Origin of the sequence: Halorussus gelatinilyticus, from assembly GCF_023238445.1 — an archaeon.
GTDB classification, from domain to species: domain Archaea; phylum Halobacteriota; class Halobacteria; order Halobacteriales; family Haladaptataceae; genus Halorussus; species Halorussus gelatinilyticus.
The window spans coordinates 1,782,362-1,802,744 of sequence record NZ_CP096658.1 but is presented as its reverse complement, the minus strand read 5'-3'; the positions used below and the strand labels follow the sequence as shown (position 1 = coordinate 1,802,744).

At 67.8% G+C, this 20,383-nt stretch carries 25 protein-coding genes and 1 pseudogene; 6 read left to right on the top strand and 20 right to left on the bottom strand.

The features are described 5' to 3' along the window. Position 1: 1 nt before the first annotated feature. The 5 genes from M0R88_RS09335 to M0R88_RS09315 form a co-directional block, all read right to left on the bottom strand. On the bottom strand, positions 2-1,054 hold the full coding sequence (locus tag M0R88_RS09335; RefSeq protein ID WP_248656659.1) for a hypothetical protein: 1,053 nt from the start codon (positions 1,052-1,054) through the stop codon (positions 2-4). Positions 1,055-1,097: 43 nt separating this feature from the next. Beyond that, on the bottom strand, positions 1,098-2,216 hold the full coding sequence (locus tag M0R88_RS09330) for a hypothetical protein (protein ID WP_248656658.1): 1,119 nt from the start codon (positions 2,214-2,216) through the stop codon (positions 1,098-1,100). Between the two features lie 131 nt (positions 2,217-2,347). Continuing rightward, entirely contained in the window at positions 2,348-2,707 is a 360-nt protein-coding gene (locus tag M0R88_RS09325) for a fluoride efflux transporter FluC (protein ID WP_248656657.1), read from the bottom strand. Positions 2,708-2,741: 34 nt separating this feature from the next. Then, positions 2,742-3,146 carry a fluoride efflux transporter CrcB gene (gene crcB / locus M0R88_RS09320; protein WP_248656656.1) on the bottom strand — a complete coding sequence of 135 codons (405 nt, stop codon included), beginning with the start codon at positions 3,144-3,146 and terminating at the stop codon, positions 2,742-2,744. A gap of 111 nt (positions 3,147-3,257) precedes the next feature. Continuing rightward, a complete protein-coding gene (locus M0R88_RS09315; protein ID WP_248656655.1) occupies positions 3,258-4,328 on the bottom strand; it encodes an ATP-binding protein in 1,071 nt (356 codons plus the stop codon). Positions 4,329-4,416: 88 nt separating this feature from the next. Between M0R88_RS09315 and M0R88_RS09310 the strand changes: the two genes are divergently transcribed. Then, entirely contained in the window at positions 4,417-4,914 is a 498-nt protein-coding gene (locus tag M0R88_RS09310; protein ID WP_248656654.1) for a DUF7382 domain-containing protein, read from the top strand. Here the strand turns inward: M0R88_RS09310 and M0R88_RS09305 are convergent, their stop codons facing one another. The 7 genes from M0R88_RS09305 to M0R88_RS09275 all read right to left on the bottom strand — a co-directional run bounded on the left by M0R88_RS09305 (position 4,915) and on the right by M0R88_RS09275 (position 10,626). Then, positions 4,915-5,163, bottom strand: a complete 249-nt coding sequence (locus tag M0R88_RS09305; RefSeq protein ID WP_248656653.1) for a hypothetical protein — start codon at positions 5,161-5,163, stop codon at positions 4,915-4,917. It lies immediately after the preceding gene. A gap of 89 nt (positions 5,164-5,252) precedes the next feature. Continuing rightward, entirely contained in the window at positions 5,253-6,017 is a 765-nt protein-coding gene (locus M0R88_RS09300; protein ID WP_248656652.1) for a protein-L-isoaspartate O-methyltransferase family protein, read from the bottom strand. 25 nt (positions 6,018-6,042) lie between these two features. Beyond that, positions 6,043-6,990 (bottom strand): class I SAM-dependent methyltransferase, encoded by a 948-nt coding sequence (locus tag M0R88_RS09295; RefSeq protein WP_248656651.1) that lies wholly within the window; start codon positions 6,988-6,990, stop codon positions 6,043-6,045. Positions 6,991-7,015: 25 nt separating this feature from the next. Then, positions 7,016-7,726, bottom strand: a complete 711-nt coding sequence (locus M0R88_RS09290) for a protein-L-isoaspartate(D-aspartate) O-methyltransferase (protein ID WP_256468586.1) — start codon at positions 7,724-7,726, stop codon at positions 7,016-7,018. 30 nt (positions 7,727-7,756) lie between these two features. Next, complete coding sequence (locus M0R88_RS09285) at positions 7,757-8,410, bottom strand: HVO_0476 family zinc finger protein (protein WP_248656650.1); 654 nt, start codon at positions 8,408-8,410, stop codon at positions 7,757-7,759. A 573-nt stretch (positions 8,411-8,983) separates the two neighbouring features. Then, a complete protein-coding gene (locus tag M0R88_RS09280) occupies positions 8,984-9,388 on the bottom strand; it encodes an Hsp20/alpha crystallin family protein (protein WP_248656649.1) in 405 nt (134 codons plus the stop codon). Between the two features lie 224 nt (positions 9,389-9,612). Further along, a complete protein-coding gene (locus tag M0R88_RS09275) occupies positions 9,613-10,626 on the bottom strand; it encodes a type II glyceraldehyde-3-phosphate dehydrogenase (protein ID WP_248656648.1) in 1,014 nt (337 codons plus the stop codon). Positions 10,627-10,772: 146 nt separating this feature from the next. Here M0R88_RS09275 and M0R88_RS09270 point away from each other — a divergent pair, with 146 nt between their 5' ends. The 4 genes and pseudogenes from M0R88_RS09270 to M0R88_RS09255 all read left to right on the top strand — a co-directional run bounded on the left by M0R88_RS09270 (position 10,773) and on the right by M0R88_RS09255 (position 13,725). Then, positions 10,773-11,444, top strand: a complete 672-nt coding sequence (locus tag M0R88_RS09270; RefSeq protein WP_248656647.1) for an ABC transporter ATP-binding protein — start codon at positions 10,773-10,775, stop codon at positions 11,442-11,444. Then, positions 11,441-12,271 (top strand): annotated as a pseudogene (locus tag M0R88_RS09265) (ABC transporter permease). The gene M0R88_RS09270 and the pseudogene M0R88_RS09265 overlap by 4 nt, the downstream one beginning before the upstream one ends. A 152-nt stretch (positions 12,272-12,423) precedes the next feature. Beyond that, positions 12,424-13,368 (top strand): aminopeptidase, encoded by a 945-nt coding sequence (locus M0R88_RS09260; RefSeq protein WP_248656646.1) that lies wholly within the window; start codon positions 12,424-12,426, stop codon positions 13,366-13,368. 18 nt (positions 13,369-13,386) lie between these two features. Beyond that, complete coding sequence (locus tag M0R88_RS09255) at positions 13,387-13,725, top strand: CHY zinc finger protein (RefSeq protein WP_248656645.1); 339 nt, start codon at positions 13,387-13,389, stop codon at positions 13,723-13,725. Positions 13,726-13,844: 119 nt separating this feature from the next. On the opposite strand, the gene M0R88_RS09250 is transcribed toward M0R88_RS09255, so the two are convergent. From M0R88_RS09250 to M0R88_RS09230, 5 genes are all read right to left on the bottom strand, one after another. Next, positions 13,845-14,720 carry an ATP-grasp domain-containing protein gene (locus M0R88_RS09250; RefSeq protein WP_248656644.1) on the bottom strand — a complete coding sequence of 292 codons (876 nt, stop codon included), beginning with the start codon at positions 14,718-14,720 and terminating at the stop codon, positions 13,845-13,847. A gap of 53 nt (positions 14,721-14,773) precedes the next feature. Next, positions 14,774-15,112 (bottom strand): VOC family protein, encoded by a 339-nt coding sequence (locus M0R88_RS09245; RefSeq protein ID WP_248656643.1) that lies wholly within the window; start codon positions 15,110-15,112, stop codon positions 14,774-14,776. Between the two features lie 116 nt (positions 15,113-15,228). Continuing rightward, positions 15,229-15,759, bottom strand: coding sequence for a 50S ribosomal protein L16 (locus M0R88_RS09240; RefSeq protein ID WP_248656642.1), 531 nt, complete (start codon positions 15,757-15,759; stop codon positions 15,229-15,231). 150 nt (positions 15,760-15,909) lie between these two features. Continuing rightward, positions 15,910-16,500: a metal-dependent hydrolase gene (locus tag M0R88_RS09235; RefSeq protein ID WP_248656641.1), complete on the bottom strand. Its 591-nt coding sequence runs from the start codon at positions 16,498-16,500 to the stop codon at positions 15,910-15,912. Positions 16,501-16,580: 80 nt separating this feature from the next. Continuing rightward, positions 16,581-17,438, bottom strand: coding sequence for a hypothetical protein (locus M0R88_RS09230; protein WP_248656640.1), 858 nt, complete (start codon positions 17,436-17,438; stop codon positions 16,581-16,583). A 108-nt stretch (positions 17,439-17,546) separates the two neighbouring features. Here M0R88_RS09230 and M0R88_RS09225 point away from each other — a divergent pair, with 108 nt between their 5' ends. Beyond that, entirely contained in the window at positions 17,547-18,395 is an 849-nt protein-coding gene (locus tag M0R88_RS09225) for an aldo/keto reductase (RefSeq protein ID WP_248656639.1), read from the top strand. Positions 18,396-18,523: 128 nt separating this feature from the next. Here M0R88_RS09225 and M0R88_RS09220 read toward each other — a convergent pair whose 3' ends face one another. The 3 genes from M0R88_RS09220 to fer form a co-directional block, all read right to left on the bottom strand. After that, positions 18,524-18,718, bottom strand: coding sequence for a cold-shock protein (locus M0R88_RS09220; protein WP_248656638.1), 195 nt, complete (start codon positions 18,716-18,718; stop codon positions 18,524-18,526). Positions 18,719-18,844: 126 nt separating this feature from the next. Continuing rightward, positions 18,845-19,513 (bottom strand): hypothetical protein, encoded by a 669-nt coding sequence (locus tag M0R88_RS09215; RefSeq protein WP_248656637.1) that lies wholly within the window; start codon positions 19,511-19,513, stop codon positions 18,845-18,847. Positions 19,514-19,582: 69 nt separating this feature from the next. Next, positions 19,583-20,308, bottom strand: coding sequence for a ferredoxin Fer (gene fer, locus M0R88_RS09210; protein ID WP_248656636.1), 726 nt, complete (start codon positions 20,306-20,308; stop codon positions 19,583-19,585). Positions 20,309-20,383 lie beyond the last annotated feature (75 nt).

The window sequence follows — 20,383 nt, the reverse complement described above, 5'->3', positions numbered from 1 at the left end:
GTTACACGGTGAACTCGCTGGCTTGGCCCTCTTGGCCCTCTTGGGCCTCGCTCTCGTCGCCGAGGGTGTCGTCGAGCGCGCCCTCGATGTTCTGGGCGTCGCTCAACACGTCGGTCACGGCGGACTCCACGTCGTCTTCGGACATGTTCTCGGCCTCCTCCTCGATGCTCCCGACGCCCGCGAGGCTGGTGACGAGTTCGCCCATGTTCATGGCGATGTTGACCTCGCTCTCGGGGAAGACGCGCTCCTTGAGCGCTCGCGTCCGGACCTGCCCCTGCTTCTGGTCCAAGACCTCGCGGGCACCCTCCAGCTTCTGGATGATGTTGGCGATCTGGTCCACGCCCTGCTGGGCGGTCGAGACGTTCTCCTGTCCGGCCTCGTTGAGCTTCTTGTAGTAGATGAAGTCCTCGCGGAGGATGTCGTACTTCTGTTGGGCCTGCTCGGAGAGTTCGCTCCGGTCGGGGAAGCCCGACCCGTCGCCGAGCGCCATCAGCTCCTGGGCCTTCTCCTTCATCAGCTCCTCCGTGCGCTGGGGGTTGGCGTCCACGTTCTCCATGTGCTTCTGGAGCTTCTCCTTGGCCCGCTCGAACCGGTTCATCGTCTCGTCTATCTTGTCCACGCAGGCGGCCATCGCGGCGGCCCAGTTGAGGACCATCTTGCCCGACACCTCGTTGGGGTCCTTGAGCAACACCACGTCGTCGTTCTTCTCGTCGAGTTCGAGGACGTCGTTGGCGGCGAAGTAGTCGATGAGCGCCTCGGCCTCGGTCTCGCCGGAGACGAGCGGTTCGCCGTCCTTGGTCGCGTCCGCGAGGTTCTCGACCGCCTGCCGGCGCGAGAGGGTGCCGGTTCCCTCGGTCAGTTCCATCCCGCCGGTCAGGTCGTTGCGGATGATGGCACCGATGGGGTCCTCCCACTCGCCCTCGATGTCGTCTTCGGTGTCGAACCATCCGGCCTCGATGCGGACGGCGTCGTCTGTCTGGCTGACTGGCTCGGCGACGACGTAGGTGCCGTCGCCCATCTCGGTTTCGGTGAAGCTTCGATATTTTTGCGTCATTGTCGTAGAGTGAATGTCTCTGCGAGAGTCGTCTGCTGGTCGGTCACGTGTCGGACTGTTCGACGCGGAACTCGTCGCTGACCATCTCGTCGAACCGGTCGCGTATCGCGTCCCGAGCGTACTCGTTCGCCTGCTGTGCGGTGCCGACGTGGACCTCCTCGACCATCGGGTGGCCGACGTCGTGGAAGTCCGACTCCGTGGCGAGGCGCTCGCCGCTGTTGGTGACTTCGCGCTTTATCTCCTCGGCGCGCCGGTCCACGTACGACTCGAACTCGTCGGTCTGGCGGACGACCGGCGAGTCGGGTTCGAGACCGAGGTCCGCTTTCAGCGCCTTCTCGGTCGCTTTGAGGATGTCGCCGCGGACGCCCCGCGCCTGCGCGAGCACGTCCGACCGCTCGGAGACCTCGTTCTCCACGACCTGCGAGAACTCCGTCTCGGGCAGGACGTGGCCCGAGTTCTCGAACTCGCTCGCCACGGCGTCGCCGATCTCGTCGGCGAGATACTGGCCGTACCGGGAGATGGCGCTCTCGACCAGATACTCCCCGTCCAAGTCGATGACGAACTCCTCGGCTTCGAGGTACCGAATCACGTCGGCGGTCGCCGAGACGTTGATGACCTTCTCCAGCTGGTCGTGCGAGAGCTTGCCGTAGGTGGCCTTCTCGCGCAGGCGAGCGTCCACGCCCGCCTCGCCCGCCTGTTCCTTGAGCCGCGACCCGATGGTGTAGTAGTCGCGTTCGCCGGTGGCGATTCGCCGGACTAGATTGCGGTCCGCCAACTCCTCGGCGAAGAAGTCGATGTCGTCGATAGCGAGGTCGAACCGCGAGCGCAACTCCTCGCTGGTGACGACGAGTTGCTGGCGGAACAGCGCGGTCAACTCGTCGGCGATTCCCTGGTCGTCGCCGGCCCCGAAGGGGTCGTAGTAGTAGACCCCCGTTCGGAGCCGCTGGAGGTCCGAGTACTCGTCGGAGACCACGTCGTCCATCGCCTTCTTGATCTCCGTCTGAGACAGCGAACTCGCCTTGAGCCGACTCTTCTCGCCGCTCTCGTAGCGCGACCGTATCTCGTCGTTGACTCGGTCGATGTACAGAAAGCCGTAGTTCTGTAGTGCGACCGACATACAGATGTCAGCCAGAAGATCGGTGTCGGTGGGTCGCAGTGGCATCGGTTTTCTCACCTCATTCCTTCATACTAAAGTTTGCGACGTGTTCGTATACTTCCAAAGCCGGAATTATCACTACGCTGTCAGTCTGAGAGACCCCGCAACTCGGGGGCCGACCCGCTGGCGTAGCGCGGTCAGAGAGCCGTCGCCAGCCAGCCGCCGAGTCCGACCGCGAGGAGCGCGCCGACCAGATTCGTCGCGGCGTTGACGACCGCCGCGCGTCGCGCGCCGGTCTCGTACAGTTCGACCGTCTCGACCGCAAAGCTCGAAAACGTGGTGAACGCGCCGCAGAACCCGGTACCGAAGACCGTCAAGAGCGTCGCGTCGGCCGCGAGTCCAGTGGTCAGCGCGCCGAGCGCGAAGCTCCCCAGCACGTTCACCGCGAGCGTGTCCCGTCGGCGACCGCCGACCAGCGACCCGACCAGCGACCCGACCGCGAACCGCGAGAGCGCGCCGAGGACGCCGCCCAACCCGACGAGCAGGGCCGGGTTCATCGGCCTGCCTCCCGGCCCGTCCCGTCGCTCACACTCATCCTGCTACCTCCGGGGCGGCGAGCGACCGGACCGCAATCCGACCGGCGACCACCGCGAGGAAGCCCAGTGCGTAGTTCGCGGCGACGTTGGCGACCGCCCAGCGCGGCGACAGCGCCGCGGTCTGGAGCGCGAAGGTGCTGTAGGTCGTGAACGACGAGAGGAAGCCCGTGCCGAGGACGAGGCGCGTCTCCGGGCCGAGACGCCCCGTCACCGTCGCCTCGAAGAGGAGGACGCCGAGCGCGAAGCTCCCCAGCACGTTCACCGCGAGGGTTCCCCACGGGAAGCCGCCGGGGAGCGCGACGGCGACCGCGTGGCGGGCGATTGCGCCCGCGAACCCGCCGACCGCGACCAGCAGGAGGGGTTTCAGTCGTTCGAGTGAGCGGGCCTCGGTTGCCGACATTCGACGTTCGTCCGAGGCGAGCGCGTCGACCGGGATACCGTTTTCGGAGCGCGCTGGCGGGTCGCTCTCCCGGCGAGTCGTTCCCCCCGTGAGGTCGTTCCCTCCGGCGGGTCACTCCATCCGCCGGGTCGCGCTCGGACTCCCGCCCTCGTGGGGTGTCTCGCGCTCGCGGACGCGAACGGCGTGGACGCTCTCGGTCGCGTCGTCCACGAGCAGGACCTCGCCGGGGGCGTCGGGCAGGCGCTCCTCGAACGACCCGAGGTAACTCGGGCGGGCCGCGGCCAGCGCGTCGAGGTCGGCCCGCGAGGTGAGCCGGTGGGCCAGCAGGAGGTCGGCCTGCGAGACCGCGACCGCCGGGAGCGCGCTCGGGCGCTGGGTCGCGCCCACGAAACTCAGACCGGGCTGGCGGCCCCTCGTCAGGACGGTCCGGAGCGCGGGGGCCGCGATGCCGTCGAAGAAGGCGTGAGCCTCGTCTACCAGCAACCACGGCAGGCGCGCCGGGCGCGCGCCGACGCAGTGGTCGTAGAGACCGCCCGCGACCGCACGCAGAACCGCGTTCGCGGGCGCGCCGTCGAGTCCCGAGAGGTCCAGCACGGTTCCCTCCGGCGGGTTCAGCAGGTCGCTCGCGGTCGGTCCCTCGGGCGCGAAGACGCCCCACGATTCGGCGAGCGCGAGGTGGTTGTCGGCCGCCCGGCGCGTCGCGCGGTCGGCCTTCGTGTCGGCGTCGGCGACGAACGCGCGCATCCCGGCGAGCGACGAGCGCGCCCCGGCGGCCTGCCAGACCAGCGCGCCCGCCGCGGACGCCGCGTCGAGACCGAGCAGGTCGCACCACGCTCGCGGCGCGAGCGCGTCGGCGGAGACGCGCGGGTCAGCGACGACGTCCGCTCCGAGACCGGCGAGCGACCCGAAGATTCCCATCGGGTCCGCGACCACCGGGGCGACCCCCGGCGCGCGGGCGAGTTCTTCGGCGAGGACGCCGAGCGTGTAGGACTTGCCGTAGCCGCGCTTGCCGACGACGAGTCCGGCGTGCGGGCCGTCGAGGTCTACGTGGACCGCCGCACCGTGACTGCCGTCGCGGGCGCGGTAGGCTCCGAGCCGGCCGGAGACCGGCGTCTCGGGGTCTTGGTCGGCGGCGCTTTCGGCGGTTCCACCGGAGTCGCGGCGGCCGAGGACGTGGGTCACGGGGTCGGTTCGTCGCGCTCTCGCACTTGAACGTTCGGCTCCCGACTCACCCGAGAGTTTAAGTCCGAGAGCGGGACGAACCCGGCCCATGCCAGCGCTACTCGGCTACTACGGCTCCGTCGCGGACGCCAGCCCCGACTGCTTCGACCGGTTCTCGGACGACGAGCGCGCCATCGAGGGCCTGCCCATCCGCCTCGTCATCGCCTTGGTGGTCGGCGTCGCCAGCCTCGGCGTGATGATGAACATGCTCTCGGGCCTCGGCGGCCTGACCGTCACCGAACTCGACGCCGCACCTGCGCCGGACGTAATCGGCCCCGGCGAGCAGAAGGTCACCGTGACGGTCGTGGACCCCGAGGGGAACCCGGTCAGCGACGCGACGGTGGTCGTGTCGGGCGGCACGGCGTCGCTCGACGGCGTGAAGACGGCGACCACCGACGAGAACGGCAACGCGACCCTCTCGGTGGACCCCACCCTCGCGCCGAACCAGCGGGAGGGCACGCTCGACGTGCGAATCAAACCGCCGGCCGGGAGCGACTACGCCGACGAGCGCGAGAACGCGGCGATACTCGTGCTGGCCGGGGAGTGACTACCGGACCTTCTCGCGGACCGCGAGGAGACCGACCGCCACCCCGAACAGCGCCAACAGCGACCCGACCGCGAGCGCCGCGGCGGTCGGCGAGACCAGTCGCAGGAGACCCAAGAGGAAGACAGCCACGAGCAGTCCCGCGAGCGCGTAGCTCCCCCGGCGACTCGCGTCGCGGGCCGACGAGTCGGCGGTCGCTCCTTTGTCGGACGGGTCGGCGTCCAGTTGCGACGCACGGCCGTCAGACGGCATGCGGCACCAATCGTCACGCACCGGCAAAAAAGGCTCACCCCGGGCGAGTTTCCCCGTCGCTCACCGCGGCCGAGAATTCCCCGTCGCTCTCACTCCGGGCGACTGCCGTCGCCGTCCCAGTCTATCCAGTCCTGTTCCCACCCGGTCCGGCGCTCGCGCAACCGCTCGGCGCGCTCGCGGTCCTCGCGGACGGTCCGGTTGCGCTCGATGGAGCCGGCCTGCTCGCCCTCCACGAGCAACGGCTGAAACGCGACGGTCCCGAGCGGTTGGGTCTCGGGGTCTTCGGGGTTCTCCCCGCGGACGACTGTCAGCGACTGCCGGCCGATTCCCACCGGGAGGACGAGTCGGCCCTCCGGCGCGAGTTGTTCGACCAGCGGGCGCGGCGGTTCGGCCGCGGCCGCCTCCACGAGGATGCGGTCGAATGGCGCGTACTCCGGCAGGCCGTCGGCACCGTCCTGGTAATCAACGAAGACGCCCTCGTAGCCCGCCGACGCGAGATTGCTCCGAGCGTCCCACACCACGTCGCGGGTGATGTCCACCGCGTGGACGTTTCGCTCGCCGACGACCTCCGCGAGGACCGCGGCGGTGTAGCCCACGCCCGCGCCGACGACGAGGACCGAATCGCCGTCCTCGGCGTCGAGCGCTTCCAACAGGCGGGCGGCGGTACTCGGTGCGAGGACGCGAGTCCCCCGATGCTCGAACGACCGGTCGGCGTAGGCCAGTCGGTCGTCCTCGACGAACTCGTGGCGCGGGACTGCGCGCATGGCGGCGCTGAGGCGGTCGCTGGAGACGACTCCCTTCGAGTCGTGTTCGAGGCTATCGACCATGTCGTCGCGCAGCACCGCGAGTTCCATACGCTCTCTCGGTGGCGAAAGAACTTCAATCGCCCGGCCGCCGTCCGGCGATGACCTGTCGGTCGAACCCCGGCACGTCCCGGACCTCCACGTCCTCGAATCCGGCCTCGCGGAGCCACGAAGTGAACTGGTCTTCGGTGTAGGTGTCGCCCGCCTCGGTCTGGGCGAGCATGTGCGCGCCGAACAGCGCGGCGTCCTCGGCCCGGCCCCGAACTCGGTCGGTCAGGACGACCGCGCCGCCGGGGGCGAGCGCGTCGAAGGCCTCGGCCAGAAACCGCCGGTTCTCGTCGGGACTCAGCCCGTGGGCGACCCGCGAGCAGAACACGAGGTCGAAGTCGTCCGCGGGCAACTTCTCGGTGATATCGCCCGCGACCAACTCGATCGGTTCGTGTTCGAGGAACCGCCGGTCGATGTCCACGACCTCGGGTCGGTCCACCAGCGTCACGTCGAAGCCCCGACGGACGAACTCCTTGGCGAAGACGCCAGGCCCGCCGCCGGCGTCCAGCACGCGCTCTGCGTTCGGATTGCGGTGGACCGCGGCGGTGACGCTCGCCCGGACCGCGGCGTCGTCCACGCTCGCCATCGCGCCGACGAAGTTCTCGGTCCAGTCCTCGGAGGCCGTCTCCGGGGCCGGTGGCTCGCCGCACGCCATCGTCTCGGGGAGCCGAATCCAGCGGTCCACGCAGTCGAGCGCGTGCGGGACCGACCCGATGGAGCGCACGTCGGCCTTGGCGACGAAGCCGAGCGCGCGGTTCGTGATTTCGTACCGGAGTTCGGTTCGGTCGCCGGACGCGTCGCCGACGGCCTCCAGATACCCCAACTCGGCCATCGCTTCGACGACGATGCGGGCGGCGCGCTCGGTGACGCCGGTCTCGGCCGCGACCTCGGCGGGCGTCTCGCAACTGGTCGCGACCGCTTCGAGGATTCCCGTCTCGCGGGCGGCCCAGAGAAGCAAGGCTTCGCGGTAGTCCATACAGAAGGCTGTGGCGGGCGTCGGCTTAGTTGTCCTGCATCGGCACGAACCGCACCCGGCCGTGGGTCTCGCGGTCGAGACCGCCGTCGGCGCGTCGGCGCGCGAAGACGAGGTGCTGGCCGCCCGCACGACCGCGGGCCGTCCGGCCGCCCGCGGATTCCAGCGGACCGAGAAGCCGTCCCTCGGGCCGGACCTGCTCGACCACTGCGGTCGGGAACTCGGCCGCGGCGCAGGTCAGGTACGCCGCGTCGTATGGCGCGTGGGCGGGCCACCCCTCGTGGCCGTCGCCGATCCGGACCGAAATCCCGCCGTAGCCGAGTCTGGCGAGTCGGTCTTCGGTCTCGTCGGCCAGCGACGCGTGGTACTCGACGCTGTAGACGTTCTCCGGCCCGACGAGTTCGGCCGTGACCGCGGCGTGGTAGCCGCAGCCGGTGCCGATTTCGAGGACCGACTCGCCGGGCGACGGGTCCAGCAGGTCCACCATCGCCGCGACCATGTGGGGCGCGCTGATGGTCTGGTCGCTCCCGATGGGGAGCGGTCGGTCCTCGTAGGCGCGGTCCCGGCGCGCGGGCGGTACGAACTCGTGGCGCGGGACCGCGGCCATCGCGTCGAGCGTGTCGTCGGAAAGCGCCTCGCGCGCGGCGAGTCGCTCGACCATCTCCTCGCGGGCCCGTTCGTAGCCGTCGGCGTCGCGGGTTCCGGAATCGTCCCCCGTGTCGTCGTTTCCCCCGAACATGAGTTCAGTCGGTGTCGTTGGCTCCGAGCGTCACCACGCCGACCACGCCGACGAGGTCTGGTCGTCGCCGTAGACCCGCTTGACGTCTTTCGCCACCGCGCTATCCCCCGCCTCGCCGAGCGGGTTGAAGTCGTAGCCCGAGGCGTCGTCCCGGACCGCGATGGACTTGACCTCGAACTCCTCGTCGCCGAACTCCTCGACGTCGCCGACCGTGAACTCGTGGTCGCCCGGCACGTCGATTTTCAGGCTCCGAGACTCGTCGCGTCGCCCGTCGTTCGGATTGATGGTGACGTTGACCCGGACGTTGTCCACGGCGCGGGTCCAGAACGTCTCGACCTCCTCGACCGTCGCCTCGTCGCGGCGCACCTCGTCGCCCAACTGGAGGTCGGTGATGCGCACGACCATGATGGCCTCGGGCGTTTCGAGGACGAACTCCTCGCCGACCGCGACGGTGTCCTCGGGCGGGGCGTCCACGGTGGCCGTGAACGACTCGCCGTCTTGGGAGACCACCACGTCGCGTTCGACCTCCTCGTCGTCCTCTCTCGTCGTCTTGTGGACGTGACTGCACTCCGTACAGCGCACGGTGGCCTGGCCGCTCCCCCGTTTCAGCACCTCGTGGACCGTCTCCACGTCGGGCGAACAGGAGGGACACGTCACCGCGACGCGCTCCGCAGTTTCGCTCATACTACTATCGGCTACGTCGTCCGCCCGTAAAAGCGCGTGGAGTTTCCCGGCGGCGTGGTCGGCGTTGACGAGCGCGAGACCGAGACGCACCGCTCCGAGCGCGAAACCGACACCCGCCGGCCGAATCGCGGAATCGACACTTCCACCCCGGCGCGTGCGGGCGTCTGCGCGAGCGGATGCGAGCGCATGGCTCGTCGGACGCGGTCTGTCCGACGGTGCGTCGCCACGCGACGCGCCCATCGCGCGAGGGATGAGCGAACGACCGAGCGCAGTGAGGACGTGAGCGAATCGGTTGGGGAGGCGTGAGGTTCTCGCGGTCGTGGTGCCGTCGCCATGGTAGTGCGGTCGCTGTAGCAGTACAGTCGCCGTGGCAGTGCAGTCGCCGTGGCGGGCGGTCCTCCTCGGCGTCGGCAGTAGCTAACTTCGACTCGACTACTGTCCCGTCGAGCGACGACGACCGTCGAGACGACCCCCGAGAGAGAACGGTCGTTCGAGACGGGAAGACCGAGAAGAAACAGACGGAAGAGAGAGTCCGCGAGCGCAGATTCGAGACCGGTTCGGCTACGAGCCCCGCTACTGCACGTCGATGTCCGCCGAGTCCTCGGCCTTGTCGAGTTGGACTTCGAGGACGCCGTTGTTGTAGGTCGCCGTCGCGGAGTGTTCGTCTACCTGTGCAGGCAGGCGGATCCGTTCGTCGTACTCGCGGTGGTCGCTCCCGGCGCTGATGGTCAGAACCTCGCCGTCGCACTTCAGGTCGATGTCCTCCTTCTCGACGCCCGGCAGGTCGGCGATGACGCGCACGCGCTCGTCGGTCTCGTGAACGTCCACGTGGGTCTCGGTGCCGAAGCCGGTCTGGCCGCCGGCGTTGCCGCCGCGCTCGACGTGCATGTCGAAGTCCTCGCCCATCATCTCGTTCATCATGCGCTCTATCTCGCGGAAAAGGTCGTCGAAGGGGTCGTCGCGGTCGTCTCTTCGCATGTTCCCGGATAGGACGCATGCAAGCAAAAGCCTTTGGCACTCGGGAGTCCTCGCTGGCTTTCGCCGGCCGGAGCGTGGAGAAAATATATATGTTTGACGACCGAAACGTCGGGCGGAGGCCCCCACGATGCCCATCACGCAGTAACGCGATTCGTCCGTCGTATCGTCCCCGTTAACTACACCTCTCCGTTTTTAGATGACTCGTCGCCGAGCCGCGGCGCTTCTCAGATTCCCATGCCGAGCGCTTCGTTGGTCTTGCGGACGCTCTCGTCGGCGTCGGCCGAGTTCGTGACCGCGCGGATGGCGTCCACGTTCTCGGGCACCACGTCGCTCTCCTGGTGGATGGCCTGGAAGAGATAGAGGTCGTCGCCCTCCATCGTCACCGACTCGCCCCAGATGCAGTTCTCCCAGATGTCCCCGCGCGGGCGACCAACGTCCTGTGCGTACTCTTTGAGTTTGCCCGCGCCGTCGATGTCGAAGTGTTCCGGGATGACGAACAGACGCGACTCGCCTTCGAGCAGGTCGCGAACCACGTCGGCGTCGGGTTCCGATTCGAGCGTGACGTTGACGCTGTGCATGTGCATCAGCGTCGCGGGCACCTTCAGCCCGAGGGTGTCGATGTCGAGGTCCGGGAAGATGGTGTTGACGTCCGGCCCGTGGTGGGAAGGGAGCGTGACCGGGTTCGGCGTGATGTCGTTGATGGGACCGCGGCCCGTCTGGGCGGGGTCGCCGCCGCGCCGGACCAGCGTGGTGCGGACCTTCTCGATACCGTACTCCTCGCGGAGCGGCGCGACAAGCCGCGAGAGACCGGTCGTATTGCACGACACGACGCGAACGTGGTCGGCACCGTTGGCGTCCGAGAAGTTCGACCGGGCGTTGAAACTGGTGTCCACGAAGTCCGCGGACTCGCCGCCCTGATACAGCGCGGGCGTGTCGTACTCGGCGTACAGTTCGCTGTTCTGCTCGCCGATACCGGAGGGACAGGCGTCCACCACCACGTCGGACTGGGCGACCAGTTCCTCGACCATCCCGGCGAGTTCGATGTCGGCCTCGTCGAACTGCTCGACGCGGTCCTCGATGGCGGCGTAGAGGGGAAAGCCCTTCTCGACGGCCTGCTCGGCCTCGAAGTTGGGGCGCGTCTTGGCGACGCCGACGACTTCCATGTCCGGTTGCGCGCGGACCGCGTCCGCGACTCGCTTGCCGATGGTCCCGTATCCGTTGACTCCGACCCGTAGCATGTACGTGGGTTTCCGACGCCGACGCGCATAATGGTTTCGAGCCACCTCCGGAGAAATTAACTTCGTTCCGAGTAATCCTCTGACATCGGGACGCCCCGCTATCAGAGGGACGAGAATACAAACAGTCTCGGTGACAATCTACATCCATGACCGCTGTAATCGAAACCGAGCGCCTTACGCGCGAGGTCTGCGGTGACCGAATCGTCGATTCGGTCTCGCTGTCGGTAGACGAGGGCGACGTCCTCGGAGTGCTCGGACCCTCGGGGGCCGGGAAGTCGTCGTTCCTCCGTCTGCTCAACCGACTGGACGAACCGACCGCAGGCACGGTCTACCTCGACGGGACGGATTATCGGGACGTTCCGCCCCAAGAACTCCGCCACCGCGTCGGCTACGTCCCCCAACGTCCCGCGCTCCGTAGCGGCACCGTCCGCGAGACCGTCACCGTCGGTCCCCAATTGCGGGGGGAGTCCGTAGACGACGGACGGGTCGAGAGCCTCCTCGACCGGGTAGACCTCTCGGAGTACGGACCGCGGAAGGTGGACGAACTCTCCGGCGGCGAAGCACAGCGGGTCGCCATCGCCAGAAGCGTCCTGAATCGGCCGGAGGTGCTGTTGCTCGACGAACCGACGTCGAGTCTGGACGCGGCCTCCGAGACGCGAGTCGAGGAGTTGCTCGCCGACCTCCGGGACGAGTTCGGGTTGACGTACGTGCTGGTGACCCACGACCGCGAGCAGGCGAGGCGCCTCGCCGACCGGGTCGCCGTCTTCGAGGACGGGCGCGTGACCGCGGAGGGTCCGGTCCGGGAGGTCGTCGCGTGAGCCTCCTCGAACAACTTCGGGACCCGGTCGTCCTGCGGGGACTCGCGCAGGTCGGGGTCGCGTCCGCGCTGGCCGCGCTCGTACTCGGCATCTCGTACCTCCGGAATCTCGACCTCGAATCCGAACTCGGCCGGGCGTTCGTCAGGGGGTTCGTGCAGGTCGTCGCGATGGGCGCGTTCATCGGCGTCCTGTTCACCGTGCCGTTCGTCTGGAGCGGCGGCGTCGTCCTCGCCATGATAGCGATAGCGGCGCGGATATCGAAGGACCGCGGTGAGGGCGTGCCGGGAGTGTTCCGAGTCTCCCTCGTCAGTATCCTCTTCGGCGCGGGCGTCGTCATCACGACGATGCTCGCCGCGGGCGCGATAGAGGCGACGGTACGGAACCTCATCCCGGTCGGCGGGATGATAATCGCCAACGCGATGAAGACCAACTCGCTGGCTCTCGACCGGTTCAAAGGCGAAATCTAGTCGAACCGCGAGGAAATCGAGGCGGTCCTCTCGCTCGGCGTCCCACCGGGGAAGGTCGTCTCCCACTACGCGACGACGAGCGTCCGAGCCTCGCTCATTCCCATGGTGGACTCGCTCAAGAGCCTCGGACTCGTCTACATCCCGGGGATGATGTCCGGTATGATTCTCGCGGGCGCGAACCCCATCTACGCCGCAGAGTACCAGTTCGTGATAATGGCGATGCTGTTCGCGGCGGGCGGACTGACGAGCATGACGAGTACGTTGCTCGTCGGCCAGTACGCCTTCACCGAGGTCGAGCAGTTGAAACCGTTCGAGGCGACGGACGCCGGCGAGGACGAGACGGGCGCGTCCGGCGGGTGAGTCGCGTTCGACCGTCCGAGACGAGTTCCGGCGAGCCTTCTCGGTCGCTTCGCTCCCGAAGACACCGGAAGACAAACCACCTCTTCCGAGCCTTCGGTCGCTTCGCTCCCGAAGACAAGACCTAACATCACCACCCGCCCTATCTGCCGACCATGAGCCTCCGAGACGCGGCCGAGACCGCCATCACGCAGTGTCTCGCTCTCGAATCGACCGAGTCCTGCTGCATCGTCACCGACGACAAGCGCGAACCCATCGGCGAGGCGCTCTACGACGTGGCCAGCGAGGTTACGAACGACGCCACTATCGTCCGGTTCCCGCCGGGGGCCAGCCACGGCGCGGAGCCGCCTGAACCCGTCTCGGCCGCGATGGCCGGAAGCGACGTGTTCCTCGCGCCGACGACCAAGAGCCTGAGCCACACCCGCGCTCGCGGCGACGCCAACGAGGCGGGCGCACGGGGCGCGACCCTGCCCGGCATCACCGAGGAGGTCTTCACGACGGGACTGCAGGCCGACTACGAGACCATCGCCCAGCACTGCGAGGACGTCCTCGAACAGGTCGAGGACGCCGACGAGATTCGCGTCACCTCGCCGCAGGGCACCGATATCACCTTCGAACCGGGCGACCGCGAGTGGCACGACGACACCGGCATCGTCCACGACGCGGGCGAGTTCTCGAACCTCCCCGCTGGCGAGGTGTTCGTCAGCCCCGAGGACGCGAACGGCACCTACGTCGTGGACGGGACGATGATGCCCCACGGTCTGCTCGACGACGACCAGACCCTCGAATTCGACGTGGAGGACGGGCAGGTCACGCGCATCTCCGACGACGAGATTCGCCGGAGCGTCGAGGAGGCCGCCGAGGAGGTCGGCGACGCGGCGTACAACCTCGCGGAGTTGGGCATCGGGACCAACGTCGCGGTGACGGAACTGGTCGGCTCCGTCCTGCTGGACGAGAAGGCGGGCGGCACCGTCCACATCGCCATCGGGGACGACGCGGGCATCGGCGGCGACACGGAAGCGCCCATACACTTCGACGGCATCCTCCGCGAACCGACGGTGTACGCGGACGGCGAGGAAATCGGTCTGCCACAGCCCTGAGCCGCGAGTTCAGAACCGATGAAGCGAGAAATCCACGAACAGCCGGTCCGCGGCGTCGATGTCGGTCCCGAGACGCGGTGCGCCCACTACGACACGGACCGGGACGTGGTGGCCCTGCGGTTCGCCTGCTGTGAGGCCTACTTCCCCTGTTTCCGGTGTCACGACGCAGTGACGGACCACGAAACCGAGCGCCTGTCCGCGGAAAGCGACGCGTCGGCGGTGCTGTGCGGCGTCTGCGGTGCGGAACTGACGCCCCGCGAGTTCGTGGACGGCGAGCATCGGTGTCCGGACTGCGGCGCGGCGTTCAATCCGGGCTGTGCGGACCACTACGACTTGTACTTCGACTTCGAGGAGTAGCTGAAAGGTGTCGGTTTGGAAGTCGAGAGGCCCGAGACGTAGAATCTCGGCGGGGTGTTGGACACTACAGGTCTGTCCTGCTCGTTTTAGAACTATCCGGAGCGGAAGGTGACGATAAATCAATCTCGGTCGTCGGCCGCCGTCCGCCGAATCAGGTCGGCGAGGCGGTCGTAGAATCCGTCGTCGTACTTCGTTTCCGCGTCGATGGTCGGCCGGGCGTTGGTCTCGTTGACCACCGCGCGGTCGTCGGTCACGAGCAGGTCCACGCCGAGGTAGTCGATGCCGAGCGCGTCGGCCGTCCGCTCGGCGAGGTCCCTGAGGTTCGCGGGGAGGTCCACGCCGGTCGCGACCGCGCCGCGGTGGACGTTGTGCTTCCAGCGGTCGCTGTCGGCGTCGTCCGGAACCCGGCGCTCGACGCCGCCGACGCACTCGCCGTCGACGACCATCGCTCGGTAGTCCGTCGCGTCGGGCAGGTACGCTTGGACGAGGAACGACTTGTCGCCGGTCGCGCGGTAGTCGTGAACGAGGTCGAGGTAGTCGGTCACGCCGAGATACGAGTCGGCGTCGCCGACCTTCGCCACGCCGACGCCCCGCGTCGTGGAGTTGGGTTTGACCACGACCGGCGGGTCGAACCGCTCGAAGGCCGAAAGCAGGTCGGTCTCGTCGGCGGGGTTCGAGACGAGGACGCTCTCGGGTACCGGCACGCCGGCGCGCTCCAGTCGGGCGACGACTCCGGCCTTGTTCCGCGAGGTGAGGACCGCCTCGCGGTCGTTGACCCACGGCACGTCCAGTAGTGCGTCCACGACCCCGCCCTCCATCGCCCGCGAGGGGTAGACGAACCCGGCGTCGAACTCGTCGGGTCCCCACGGCGGGTCCGACAGGTGGATGGCTCGACTGTCAGAGGGCACGTGGTGGACGGCGACGCCCCGCTCGGCGAGGGGGTCGCGCATGCGCTCGAACGTCTCCTCTCGGTAGGCGACCGCGAGGTCCAGCATGTGCGCTCAGAGGGAGCGAGCGTGCTAAAAAGGTGCAGTTTCGGTCGGACGGGCTACGCCGAGGTAATCTCCACGATGCGCCCGTCGGGGTGGCGCAGATACGCCGACCGGCCCCAGTCGTAGTCGGCCGGTTCGCGGTGGACCGAGAGGTTCGTCTCCGAGAGGCGGGCGAACGCCTCGTCTACGTCCGCGACGGCGAACGTGTAGTGGTCCTCGCACGGGAGGTCGCCCGGCACGGGGTCGTAGGTCTCGTGGACGAGGACTTCGACGCCCTCGACGTCGAAGAGCGCCATCGACTCCTCGGCGACCTCCGGTTCGCCGACGACGCGCTCGTAGAACTTCGTCGTCGTCAGCACGTCGTCGGTGAAGATGGCGACCTCGCGCAGTTCCATACGCCCTTCCTCTCGCAAATCGATAAGTTACTTTCGGTGGACGGGGAGACGGCGTAATCGCTGGCGGAGCGACTGTCGGGGATAGTGACGAAGACGCGAAAAGGGTGTCCGCCGAGTTACGCGACCAGCAGTTTCTCGCCCTTCTCGACCTTGATGCGGCACGGCGGCGAGATTTTGTTGTACGCGCGGCGGAGCGCGTCCTTCACGACGGGCGCCTGCTCGGGAGTACACCACGCGGTGAAGATGCGGTCGTTGCGCTGGATGCGGGCGGCGGTCCCGACGACCTTACCGAACGCCTGTCGCATCCCGTCGGAGACGCGGTCCGCACCCGCGCCGGTCGCCTGCTTGTTCTCCCGGATGACGTGGTGGGGGAACTTGCGGAGCATCATCTTGTAGTTGCCCTCGCCGAGTTCCTTGATGAGGTGGCGGTTGGCCGACAGGCGCGAGGCTTCGAGCGCGCCGTGGCGGAGCTGACACTCCTCTTCGGTGATGAGGCTAATCTGGACGGGGTAGTCGTCCTGGTCCGTTTCGAGGTCGCCCATCTGGTGCTGTGCAATCTTGGAACCGGGGATGCCGGTGATGTACTCGCGTCGGGTGTACGGCGGCTTGCTGATCTCCCGGTACATCGAGGCGGGTTTGTCCGACATAGTTATTACTGGAGTCTGAGGGTCACGCGGCGGATAAACCCTTCGATGCGCAGTAGTGCGGTTACGCGCCGTGCGAAGCCTTCTCGTGGCCGAACCCGGCCACGGGAACGTCGCCCAGCGGCGAACCGCGAACGAACGGTTTCGGCCGGGTCAGTCGTCCAGCAGACGCGCGGCGAGTCCGGCCGGAAGTCGGTCTACGACGCTCTCGCCGAAGTCTACGAGGGGCTTCCTGACGAGGGCGTAACCGGTCGAGACCGCCAACAACGCGAGGACGACCGCCTGCAATCGGTCGGGGTAGAGGACGCCGGGAACGGCGAAGACGGCCGCCGCGAGCAGGTCCTCGGGCGCGCCGTCGTAGCGAATCCAGCGACGGGGACGGATCCACCGGCCGCGGTAGTGGTCGTAGACGGCTGATTGGGAGGTCGCCTCCCACGGCCGGAGTTCGAGACCGCCGCCGAGCGCGTCGCTGGCGGCGTGGAGCGCCGCGGACGCGAGGAAGACCGCCACGGCAACCGTGGCGACGGAGGGCGCGAGCGCGGCGAGCGCGAGCGCCGGAACCGCCGCGAGAGCGTAGTACACCGGGAAGTGGAGGACCTTCCGGTGGTCGCCCGCGAGGTCGAGGTCGGGGAACAGTCCCCCGACGCCGCCCGCCGCGATAGCCGCGGTGGCGTACTCGGGCGCGACGACCAGCGAGAGCGCGCCGAGCGCCATCCCGAACAGAGCGTGGGTAGTCGCCATCATCGTGTCTCGGATAGGCGGCGCGCGTATTCAAATCTGTTGCTCACTACGGGACGGAATCCGGGAGCCGCGATGCAAGTGGGTCACCGAGGCCGGACCAAAACCAGCGTCAGCGCCGCGAGCAGGCCGCCCTCCACGAATCCCGCGCCGTGCGCGAAGACGTTCGTGAAGGTGCCGTCCGCGGTCGGGTCGGCCGGGAAGAGACCGTAGACCAGCCAGACCAACAGCGCCAACACCAACCCGACGTAGAGCAGGTCGAAGCCGACCTGCTGGTAGTGGTCGTCGCCGTAGGTCCGCCCGCGCGTCCGCGAGACGATGCCCGAGACGGCCAGAGCGAGTCCGGTTCCGACTAACGCGCCTTCGAGGAGAGTCACGCGCGCGGCGTAAATCCAGAGCAGTTCCCCGAGCAGGAGCAGGACCGCGAACTGGCCGACGAAGAAGACCGTCTCGCGCGAGTAGGTCCGCCGAAGGTGGACGCTCACCGCGGCCAGCAGGAACCCGCCGAAGCCCGCGACGACGCCCGAGAACCCCCGCGAGACGGGCGACGCGCCGGGGAACCGCGTTTCGAGGATGACGTAGCTCGTGAGGTTGACCGCGACGGGGAGGACCAGCAGAAAGACGGGAAGCGTCCGGCGGAACCACGACCGTCGGTCGGCGTGCAGACAGACGAGGTAGGTCACGAGCGCCAGCGAGACGTAGCCACCGAGGTTGCTCAGCAGATGGCCGAAGTCGGCGTGAACGTACGCCGCCGTGAGCAGCGTGGCGGGTTCGAGCGCGGCGTGGTCGAACGCGAGTCGCGCGTGGACCGCCGCGGGGAGCAGGACCTCGACGCCGACGAGGACGAGCGCGACCACCGCGATGGCCGCGAGGTCGGCCGCGACCGCCGACCGCGAGTAGCCGAACGTGGTCGGTGGCTCCGTGGCGACGCGCGCGTCGGACATGTAGCCTCTCTTCGACGGCGACCCTCAAAAGTATCTGGCTCGATGCGATTCGGGTGTCGTAGCCGACCCGCCGGAACCACTATTGACGGTCGGCGAAAGGGATTAGATATGGTCGAAGTCAGTGAGAACCAGAGCGACACGTTCGACATCGGCGGCGAGTTGACGGTCCATCGCCTCGCGTACGGCGCGATGCGGCTGACGGGCGAGGACATCATCGGTCGCCCGGACGACGAAGACGAGGCCCGCGACGTGGTTCGGCGCGCGGTCGAGATGAACGTCGATTTCGTGGACACCGCCGACTCCTACGGGCCGGGGGTCAGCGAGCGCATCGTCCGGGAGGCCATCGACCCCGACGAGGCGGTCGTCGGGACCAAGGCCGGACTCCTGCGCAATCGCTCTGGCGACTGGATTCCCCACGGCGGCCCCGACTACTTCCGGAATCAGGTCCTCTGTAGCCTCGACAGGCTCGGCGTCGAGAGCATCGACCTCTACCAGTTGCACACCCCCGACGTGGACTGCTCGTTCGAGGACGCGGTGAACACCTTCGCCGAGTTGAAAGACGACGGGCTGGTGGACCACGTGGGCCTGAGCAACGTCTCGGTCGAGCAGTTGGACGAGGCCCGCGACATGGTCGAGGTGGCGACGGTCCAGAACGAGTACAACGTCGGCAACCGCGACCACGAAGACGTGCTGGAGGCCTGCGAGGACGCCGGCATCGGCTTCATCTCGTACTTCCCCATCGGTGGCGGCGACCTCGGCGACAAGGAGTCCGTGCTGAAGGAGGTGGCCGACGACCACGACGCGACGCCCCGACAGGTCGCGCTGGCGTGGCTCCTCCAGCACTCGCCGGTCACGATTCCGATTCCGGGCACCTCCAGCGTGGACCACCTCGAACAGAACGTCGCGGCCTCCGCGGTCGAACTCTCCGACGACGAGATGGCGCGCCTCGGCGAGTAACGCCGTCGGGTCCCCCGACTCTTCTGCACTGCAACTGCTAACGGTCGCTCGATTTCCTTACACGGCCACCGCTAACGGTCGCTCGACGCTCGAAAAATGAAGTAATTGTATCTGAAAGTCCGACCGAATTACAGTCGCTGGACGTTGGTCGCGCGCGGACCCTTGTCTGCCTGCTCGATGTCGAACTCTATTTCCTGTCCCTCTTCGAGGTCCGGGCCGCCAACGTCTTCCATGTGGAAGAAAACGTCCTCGTCCTCGTCCTCAGTCTCGATAAAGCCGTAACCGCCCGTGTCGTTGAAGAAGTCAACCGTACCTTTCGCCATTGCAACTGTAGAGAGAGCCGTGCGACTGATAAGGCTTCCGTGAGAGGTTATCGCACGACGACGAGGGTCGGATTCGACGGACGCGCCCGCCCTCGGCCGCCGGTCGTCGGCTCGCGCGACGGTGACTCACTCGGCGTGCGGCACCACCGCATCGCGGAGGTACTGGAGGAACTCCGCCGTCTCGAAGTCCGACGGTCGGTACACCTCGACGTAGCCGCTCTCGGCAGCGGTCATCTTGAGCGACCGGTCGTCGTACGTGCAGTCGAGACCCAACTGATTGAACGCGGCACCGTCCAGCAGGTCAGCGAGTCGCTCGTCGCTCAGCAAGTCGCTCCCGTGGAGGACGCCGTTCTCGCACGCGCCGTCCAGCTCGCGGAAGCCCGCTTTCCACGGTTCGGCGTCGCGCTGGGCCTCGAGGAGCGCGCTCAAGTCGAGGGCGGCGCGGTCGATGTCCGCGCCGGTGTCCCGACTCACGAGGTCGAACGCGAAGGTTCCCCGGCCGCTCCCGGCGACGACGAACTCGCCGGGCACGCCGACCACCTCTGTCACGCGCGTCTCGGTCCGGGGCGTCTCCTCGACCCGGACCTCGCCGTAGTCGAGTTCGGTCGTCGTCCGGTTCACGACGCGCTCGACGGCGGCGCGGCCCTCGAACGCGACGTCCCCGCCGGGGAGCGAGAACACCCGGCGCACGTCGAGGACGCGCTCTAACTCCCTGTCGTCGCGCTCGACAGTCTCGGAAAACGAGTCTACGACCTCGAAGTCGTCCCGGACGATGCCGAGTACGCCTGCTCTCATACGCGAGGGCTTCTCAGAGGCGGTAGTTAATGGTTCGGCACGCCGGGCTACCGCTTCTCGGCGAAGCCCTCACCGGTCGGGATACGCGTTCTCGAACGGTTGGGGCGGCAACAGCAGGTCGTCGAGTTCCGGCATGTGCTTGACGTTGTAGACGACCTTCAACTCGTCCGTGATGGGCATCCCGTTGCACGAGAGCCGAAAGCCCCGCTCCATCAACTCCTCGGGGAGTACGTGGCTGGCCGGCATCGACAACTCGCCGTCGAGCAACAGGATCGCACAGTTCGCGCAGGCTCCGCCGCGGCAGGCGAACGGCCACGCGAACCCGCGGTCCTCGGCGGCCTCCAGCAGCGACTCGCCGGGGTGGACCTCGAACGCGCCGTAGTCCTCCTCGTCCAAGTCCGCCGCGGCCGCCTTCCCGAAGAGATCGTCGTCCTCGGGTCGCCACCCGAAGTCGCTCAGCACGTCGTAGTTGAGATACTCGACCTCCGAGTAGGCGCGTCGGGGGTCGGGCTCCGGACTGCTCCGTTCGTCTTCCCCTGCGAAATCGGTCGTCTCGACGTCCGCTCCGGCCGCGTTCCCGTTTTCCTCGGCGGCGGTCTCCTTCGTCCCGGCCGCGCTCCCGTTTGCCTCGTAGCCCGCCTGAATCCGCTCGTAGGCCCGCCGGACCGCCTGAAACTCCTCGACCGACCCGCCTTGGTCCGGATGGGCTTCTTTCACCCGCCGCCTGTACGCCTGCTCTACCTCCTCGTCGTCGGCGTCTTCATCGACGAGTAACACGTCGAACGGGGACTCCATCACGTTGGCCTAGCGAAATCCGAAGTATAAACCTTCGCTCGGTACAGAGCCGTGTGCCTCCGACCCGTGATAGAC